This is a genomic window from Pseudoalteromonas sp. DY56-GL22, assembly GCF_041414715.1.
In the GTDB taxonomy this organism is placed as follows: domain Bacteria; phylum Pseudomonadota; class Gammaproteobacteria; order Enterobacterales; family Alteromonadaceae; genus Pseudoalteromonas; species Pseudoalteromonas simplex.
In genome coordinates this window covers 44,903-52,702 of sequence record NZ_JANHZR010000014.1, presented here as the reverse complement: position 1 = coordinate 52,702, position 7,800 = coordinate 44,903, and the positions used below count along the sequence as shown (strand labels likewise).

At 42.3% G+C, this 7,800-nt stretch carries 9 protein-coding genes; 5 read left to right on the top strand and 4 right to left on the bottom strand.

Features of this window, described 5'->3' with window-relative positions:
• Nucleotides 1-523: 523 nt before the first annotated feature.
• The 5 genes from petA (at nt 524) to NO991_RS19735 (ending at nt 4,259) form a co-directional block, all read left to right on the top strand.
• Nucleotides 524-1,114 carry a ubiquinol-cytochrome c reductase iron-sulfur subunit gene (gene petA / locus NO991_RS19755; RefSeq protein ID WP_054554178.1) on the top strand — a complete coding sequence of 197 codons (591 nt, stop codon included), beginning with the start codon at nt 524-526 and terminating at the stop codon, nt 1,112-1,114.
• Entirely contained in the window at nt 1,114-2,379 is a 1,266-nt protein-coding gene (locus NO991_RS19750) for a cytochrome b N-terminal domain-containing protein (protein WP_054554179.1), read from the top strand. The genes petA and NO991_RS19750 overlap by 1 nt, the downstream gene beginning before the upstream one ends.
• Nucleotides 2,376-3,113: a cytochrome c1 gene (locus tag NO991_RS19745; RefSeq protein WP_054554180.1), complete on the top strand. Its 738-nt coding sequence runs from the start codon at nt 2,376-2,378 to the stop codon at nt 3,111-3,113. Before NO991_RS19750 ends, NO991_RS19745 begins: the two co-directional genes overlap by 4 nt.
• Nucleotides 3,114-3,192: 79 nt before the next feature.
• Nucleotides 3,193-3,819 (top strand): stringent starvation protein SspA, encoded by a 627-nt coding sequence (gene sspA / locus NO991_RS19740; protein ID WP_054554181.1) that lies wholly within the window; start codon nt 3,193-3,195, stop codon nt 3,817-3,819.
• Nucleotides 3,819-4,259, top strand: a complete 441-nt coding sequence (locus NO991_RS19735) for a ClpXP protease specificity-enhancing factor (protein ID WP_054554182.1) — start codon at nt 3,819-3,821, stop codon at nt 4,257-4,259. The genes sspA and NO991_RS19735 overlap by 1 nt, the downstream gene beginning before the upstream one ends.
• 65 nt (nt 4,260-4,324) lie before the next feature.
• On the opposite strand, the gene dolP is transcribed toward NO991_RS19735, so the two are convergent.
• The 4 genes from dolP to NO991_RS19715 are packed head-to-tail and all read right to left on the bottom strand — an operon-like array spanning nt 4,325 to nt 7,797.
• A complete protein-coding gene (dolP, locus tag NO991_RS19730; protein ID WP_054554183.1) occupies nt 4,325-4,891 on the bottom strand; it encodes a division/outer membrane stress-associated lipid-binding lipoprotein in 567 nt (188 codons plus the stop codon).
• A complete protein-coding gene (locus NO991_RS19725; RefSeq protein ID WP_138602022.1) occupies nt 4,891-5,478 on the bottom strand; it encodes an SIS domain-containing protein in 588 nt (195 codons plus the stop codon). Before NO991_RS19725 ends, dolP begins: the two co-directional genes overlap by 1 nt.
• A 32-nt stretch (nt 5,479-5,510) precedes the next feature.
• Nucleotides 5,511-5,882, bottom strand: coding sequence for a YraN family protein (locus NO991_RS19720; RefSeq protein WP_300582611.1), 372 nt, complete (start codon nt 5,880-5,882; stop codon nt 5,511-5,513).
• A 37-nt stretch (nt 5,883-5,919) separates the two neighbouring features.
• On the bottom strand, nt 5,920-7,797 hold the full coding sequence (locus tag NO991_RS19715) for a penicillin-binding protein activator (protein WP_300361914.1): 1,878 nt from the start codon (nt 7,795-7,797) through the stop codon (nt 5,920-5,922).
• Nucleotides 7,798-7,800: the final 3 nt, after the last annotated feature.

Genomic DNA, 7,800 nt, shown 5'->3' with positions numbered 1-7,800 from the left:
TAGCTGATAGCTGATAGCTGATAGCTGATAGCTGATAGCTGATAGCTGATAGCTGATAGCTGATAGCTGATAGCTGAAGCGCAAAACCCTATCTTTTTTCGTTCGATATTTAACCGTTGTTAATAATTAGTACGTATTACAGTAAAAAAACTTCAAGATTTAGCAAAATTAGCTTAAATCCATCAGTTAATTGATGAAATTTTTTGCTACAATTGGGGGGCAAGTAATGTGAGTGAGTTCAACAACAGCTAATGCAGAATTCTGTTTCCTCTTAGTGAGGTTGATCTTGGTCAGTATATTGTTTTTTTATATGCGTTATCATAACCAGCGGCTTCATACTCGAGCTAACCTAAATTAATAATCTATTAAATAGGGTTTATTCGAGCATGAGACTGTGAATAACCTTGTTTTAATCAAGGGTTTTAATTATGATCGCGTCTATTTTGAAATTTCTAAAAATTAACCTGCTGTAACTGATGTTCTCAATATGGCAAGTGTTGGGAATCATAGTGGAGATAAGTGGATGAGCAATGCGCCTGTAGACAATGGCCGACGTCGCTTTTTAACCATAGCTACCTCTGTTGTTGGTGGTGTTGGTGCGGCTGGGGCTGCTGTTCCTTTTATTGCGTCTTGGAATCCAAGTGAGCGAGCTAAATCTGCGGGTGCGCCTGTAGAAGTAGATATCAGCAAGCTTGAGCCAGGACAATTAATACGTGTTGAGTGGCGAGGAAAACCTGTTTGGGTTATTAATCGTACACCAAGAATGCTTGAACAGATGAAAGAACATGAAGGTCAACTTCGTGATCCTGCGTCTGAAGAGCCTCAACAACCTGAATCATCAACCAATGAATATCGTTCGCAACGTCCTGAGATCTTCGTTGCTGTTGGTATTTGTACGCACTTAGGTTGTTCTCCTAGCTTCCTACAAGGTGGCTTTGGTGAGAAAGTAGAGGGCACAGACGACGGTTTCTTCTGTCCGTGTCACGGTTCTAAATTTGATATGGCTGGTCGTGTATTCCAATCTGTACCTGCACCATTAAATCTAGAAATTCCTCCGTATACCTTCCTTGATGACACGACTATTCTAGTCGGTGAAGAAAAAGGAGTGGCGTAATGTTTGGTAAAATTATTGGTTGGATCGACGATCGTATTCCAATGACACGTGTTTGGAACATGCATATTGCACAGTATCCAGCACCAAAAAACTTTAACTTCTGGTACTTCTTTGGCTCTCTAGCCATGTTAGTACTTGTTAACCAAATCGTAACTGGTATCTGGTTAACAATGAACTTCGTACCATCTGCTGAAGGTGCTTTCGCATCGGTAGAATACATCATGCGTGATGTTGAATACGGTTGGTTACTTCGTTACCTTCACTCAACAGGTGCATCAGCATTCTTTATCGTTGTATACCTGCACATGTTCCGTGGCATGATCTACGGTTCTTACCAAAAACCACGTGAATTACTGTGGTTATTCGGTATGTTCATCTTCTTAGCGCTTATGGCTGAAGCTTTCATGGGTTACTTACTTCCTTGGGGACAAATGTCTTTCTGGGGTGCGCAGGTAATCATTTCACTATTCGGTGCGATTCCGGTTATTGGTGATGATTTAACGCTTTGGATCCGTGGTGACTACGTAATTTCTGGTGCTACGCTTAACCGCTTCTTTGCACTACACGTAATTGCATTACCTTTAGTAATCGTTATCTTAGTATTCTTACACATTGTTGCACTACACGAAGTGGGTTCAAACAACCCAGATGGTGTTGAAATCAAGCGTAAGAAAGGCACTGTAGCTGAAGAAGATAAGCCTAAATTCAAATTCCACGAGTATTACACCAACAAGAAAGACATTGTTGATGCAATCCCGTTCCACCCTTACTACACAGTAAAAGATATTGTGGGTGTGGTTGGTTTCTTAATCTTATTCTGTTGGGTTGTATTCTTTATGCCTGCGATGAATGGTTTCTTCTTAGAAGCGCCAAACTTCGAAGCAGCTAACCCGCTGAAAACACCGGAGCACATTTTCCCAGTTTGGTACTTTACGCCATTCTACGCAATCCTACGTGCAATCCCTAACAAGTTAATGGGTGTTGTGGCGATGGGTGCATCTATCGTAGTGCTTGCGTTACTACCTTGGATTGACCGTGGTTCGGTTCGCTCTATTCGTTATCGTTGTGGCTTACACAAGTTAAACATCGCACAATTCGTGGTAACTTTCGTTATCTTGGGTTGGGTTGGTGCTACACCACAAACTGATTTCAAAACGCTGTTATCGCAAATCACGACTGTGACATACTTCATGTTCTTCGTATTGTTATTTGTTTACAGCAAGAATGAGAAAACTAAGCCATTACCAACGAGGTTGACGAAATGATGAAAAAGCTAATTATCGGTTTATTCGCATTGTTGCCATCGTTGACAATGGCAGCAGGTCCTTCGGTTCCTTTAATGGATGCGAACATTGACCTTAAAGATAACGCATCTTTACAGCGCGGTGCTAAATTGTTCATGAACTACTGTCTTGGTTGTCACCAAATGCAGTATCAACGTTATGAGCGTACGTTCCGCGATATCGGTATTCCTACTGAGATTGGTCAAGAGCAACTAATTTTTGATGGCTCAAAAGTAGGTAGCCACATCAAAAATGCGATTGATAAAGATGACGCAGCTAAATGGTTTGGCGCAGCGCCACCGGATCTTACGCTTGTAGCGCGAGTTCGTGGTACTGACTGGATCTATACTTACCTGAAGTCATTCTATAAAGATGAATCTCGTCCGTTTGGCGTAAACAACGTTGTTTTCCCATCGGTAGGTATGCCACACGTTCTTCAAGAACTACAAGGCTTACCAACACCAATCACTGAAGAAGTGGAAGAACATGGTCACACAGTGACTAAAGTTGTTGGCGTTGAGACAGATGGTTCTGGTGAAATGAGTGTTGACGAGTACGATCGTGCTGCTCGTGACTTAACTAACTTCTTAGCTTACGTTGGCGAGCCGTCACGTTTAGAGTCAGAAGCGTTAGGTCTAAAGGTAATTGGTTTCCTAGTGATTCTATTTATCTTGGCATTCATGCTGAAGAAAGAATACTGGAGAGATGTTCACTAATCCTGGGCATTTTGAAAGGTAGTTTTGTGATAGGGGCTTAAGCCCCTATTGCTGTTTTTGTAATATAATGGAGGTAGGCATGGCCGTAGCTGCCAATAAGCGCCCTGTAATGACCCTGTTTTCTGGTGCTAACTGTATGTATAGCCATCAAGTACGTATCGTACTTGCTGAAAAAGGTGTAAGTGTTGACATTCACCTGGCTGAAAAGGATAACCTGCCAGAAGCACTTCATGAGATTAACCCTTACGGTACAGTACCAACACTGATCGATCGTGAGCTTGGTTTATATCAGGCAAACATCATCATGGAATACCTTGATGAACGTTTCCCTCATCCTCCACTAATGCCAGTTTATCCGGTTATGCGTGGCCGTAGTCGTCTGATGATGCATCGTATCGACACGGATTGGTATAGCCTAGCTAACAAAATCACTAGCGGTAGCAGCGAAGCTGCGCAAGCACGTAAAGAGCTTACAGAGGCGTTACTTGCTATTGCACCAATCTTCTCTGAAGCACCTTACTTCATGAGTGAAGAGTTCAGCTTAGTTGATTGTTACTTAGCACCACTACTTTGGCGTTTACCTGAGCTTGGCATTGAGCTTAATGGTGCAGGCGCAAAAGAGCTTAAAGAATACATGTTGCGTTTATTTGAGCGTGAATCATTCCAAGCTTCACTAACTGAAGCTGAGCGTGAGATCCGTTTATAATGACGCCTAATCGTCCTTATTTACTACGCGCCTTCTTTGATTGGATTGTTGATAATCAGTGCACACCACACTTAGTGGTCAACGCTGATTTTCCTGCTGTACAAGTACCAACACAGTTTGTGCAAGACGGTCAGATCGTTTTGAACATTAGCCCATCAGCGGTAACGCAATTTGCAATGGACAACCAACAGCTGAGCTTCAATGCGCGCTTTGGTGGCCAACCAATGCAAGTGTACGTACCTATGGGTGCTGTGCTCGCAATTTATGCACGTGAGAATGGTGAAGGGACTGTATTTACTGCAGAAGAATTCATCGAGGACGAAGACGATTTTGCTCCGGTATTAGAAAGTGTTGAAACACCTGACGATATTACGCCAGATGATGAACCACCTGCTAAGCCAGAGAAGAAAAAAGGTGCTCACTTACGAGTGATTAAGTAACCTTAGTCAGACAAAAGAAAACCCGCTATTTAGCGGGTTTTTTATTATTAATTAACTATTTAGCGTTACAGATATTCAAACACTTTAATAACACGTTCAACGCCTGATACGTTACGTGCTACATCAACCGCCAAATTCGCTTCAGAATCGCTCACTAAGCCCATTAAAAAGACTTCGCCATTCTCTGTTACAACTTTGATGTTATTGCTGCTAATACTCTCTGTGGTAAGCAATTGCGTTTTCACTTTAGAGGTTAACCAAGAGTCGTGTGTTTGCGTACTCATACCAATATTCGAACCAATGCGAATTTGGTTGTGAATTTTACGAATGCCATCAACGCCCTCAATAGCGCGTTGTGCTTCGTCTTTCATTTCTGCGTTAGCAACTTGACCAATCATAAGCACAATACCATTGACGCTGATAACGTTTACGTTGGCAAATTTATGTAGTCGCTCATTTTCGCTAATAGCGATAGAGCTTTTAATTTCGATGTTGTTATCGTCGATTTGTGAACCGATTGTGCGGCGATCATTCGCGGCAGTTACAGCGCCCGCTGTACCGGCGACAACGGCAGCTGCACAGCCTTGCAGCAATAAAACGGTACTAATAACAATTAAAGACTGTTTAAACATTAATTTTCTTCCTGTGGGAATAAGGTTAAATCGATAAGTTCACTGAGGCAGTGCAAATTCACTAAATGCGACTCAACGATACGGCTTGGGCGCTTTGATGGCACACGAATTTCAACGTCATTTGGGCCAAGTAAGCCAACTAATTCACCACCGTCATCACCAACAAGCACAATCACTTTCATATCACGAGTCAGTGCCGCTTCAACTGCTGAGATAATTTGCTTTTCATTACCATTAACTGCAATTGCTAATAAAAGGTCGCCTTGCTGAGCAAATGCACGAATTTGTCGTGCAAAGGTTTCGTGCTCATCGTTATTGGCTGCTGCGCCTAAGTTAACTTGGTCTTGTGCAAGCGCAACTGCGGGTAGGCAAGGGCGCTCGGTTTCATAAAAGTTAATTAATAGCCCTGCCATGTGCTGTGCCAACATATGACAGCTAGGAGTGCCACAACATAGCAGCTTATTGCCGTTAATGAGGCTTTGTGCAATGGTGAATGCTGCTGATTCAAGTGCGCTTGGCAGTACTTCACCTGCCGCTATTTGAACTTGAATATTTTCAGTAAAGATTTTTTTTATCGTTTCTTGCATAACCTACCAAATTAAGCCGACGCCAAACGGCGTTAGTGAACATTTTTAAACCAGTTTAGGGTGCTGTTAAGCTCACCTGTTATAGCGACATAATCTATCCGCATAGACTGGTTTGAGATTTTTTTCTCGGCAAGATAATGGCTAATCGTGCGCCTTAATCGTTGCTGCTTTTGTTTGCTGAGCGCATAGTTTGCGCCACCACGCAAGGCGTTTTTTCTAAATTTTACTTCTACAAATACCAGCGTTTGCCCGTCACGCATTATTAGGTCTAGCTCACCGTATTTACATAAGTAATTGCGTTCAATGGCTTTTAAACCATGTTGTATTAAATATTGTTCAGCCTGTTTTTCGTAATACAGGCCTTTTTCGCGGCTATTTTGCCATAATTGCTTAAACCAAGACATAGCTTCATCCTTGAGCTATTACTACGTTTTAAAAAGCTTATTCAGCTGCGTTAATTCCAAAGGCAGATTGCATAAATAATGGAATTGGTTGCTCAGTCGCTAAATCAACCGCAATAATTTGTTTATTCTTGTACTGTGCCCAATCTAAAGTGCGCGTAACATAGCCATTGCTGGCAATGCTCAGTTGACCACTGATACCACTAAAGCGTTTACCTTGCACCATGCTTAATTGCTTCACATCACCTAGCATACTGGCTGCATCGAATGCCATGGCAAATAAGCGCTGGCTTATATCTGCGTTTTCTGGCCATAAACTTTCGTATTGCTGGCGTAAATTGTGTTGTTGAATTTGACCATCAAGCATCCAAGGTAGTTCCGTAAAATAAAGGCCATCTAAATCGCCTTTGTCGGTTCTATCGATTTGCTTACTGTGGCTTTTTGAGCTGGCATAAAGCGGAATACGCTCAGCAAAAGTACTTACGTTTACGTCTAAATAGGGCTTGATTAAACGCGTTTCAGTAGCATCACCTAAAATATAAATCACATCAATATCGCTGCGCGAGCGAGTTTCACTTTCAACTTCTTGCTTGAATAACGATTTGGCAACTTTAATACGCTCTTTGCTTTGGTCTACTTCAAGTAAGCCAGTGATTGTTTTCGGCATGTCGTCTTTACCAGAGTAAAGCCCAATTTGCGGTTTAACTTCGCTGTAGCGTTGCCACTGCGAATTGAAGTATTCAACTAGGCGTTGGCCGTTACTATTATTTGGCGCTAGTAGCATCGGCTTTTGATAGCCCGCTGTTAAAAATCGCTCTAACGCTTGCTGAACTTCATGTTCAGGACTTAAAGCAAAGAAAAAGTGCTGTTGTGAAATTCGCTCACCATCAAAGGTGTTTAAATGCATCACTGGGTAATCAACTAGTGTTTGAGCGTTGGTTAGCTTTTCGATATTAGTTTTTAATAAAGGGCCGATAACAAAATCAGCATTAAATTCGCTGAGTTTAAGTGTAATTTCAGCGGCTGATAGCGACTCATCAATAAATAATGTTTGTTCTAATGATTTTCCATCTAAGGCAGCAAGCACACCAGCTTTTAGTGCATCACCTAACCGCTCATTGGCGCCTGATTGAGGGAGTAGTACTGCGAGGCGGTTTACATTTAAAGGTTCAATTTGTACTAGCTCTGTTACCTTTTTAGGCAGCACCTCAGCTGCTGGGTGACCCGGGTAGCGACGCAGCCAGTTGTTCATTGCTTGATGAAGCTCAACAGGCGCACCTAAATACACTTGGTGATAGAGCGCTAAATTTACCCAACCTTGTTGCACCACAGAGCCACGATTAAAACGCTCAAGTGCGTACGATGAAAGCTGGGTTAGGCTTTGCCATAAATCTTTGTTTAGATTGGCAACGATAAAATTGTTTTCGCTGCTAAGTGTTGATGCTTTAAAAAAGAAAGGCATTGCTCGTTTTGGCATGCCTTGCGATGCATAAACACGCGCAGTTAAATATTGGTGCCATGCTTGATGTTCAGGCTGGCTTAACTGTGGCTCGAGCTGCTGTAACTGAGCTAAAGCTAAATCACTTTTGCCTTGATGCTCTTGTGCAAGAGCAATGTAAAGTTTGTTTTGAATTTGGTCTACACTTGGGGTCGCTTCTAGTTCAAGGCAGACTTTTTCTAGTAGTGCCCAGCGCTCCTCACTGATAGCAGCATCACGCGCAGTGTATAAAAGCTGTATTTTATCTGCGCCTTGACGATTTAGCGCTGCTTGGTACATAGATTGTGCGTCGGTTAGCTGTGATAGGGCAATACTCGATTGGCCCGATTGATTTTCTGCACTATTTCGAGGTTTTTCGGTTGTGCTACAAGCCGATAACCCTGACAATACAATTAATAGACTAACAAGTTTAAGTCGCACAAT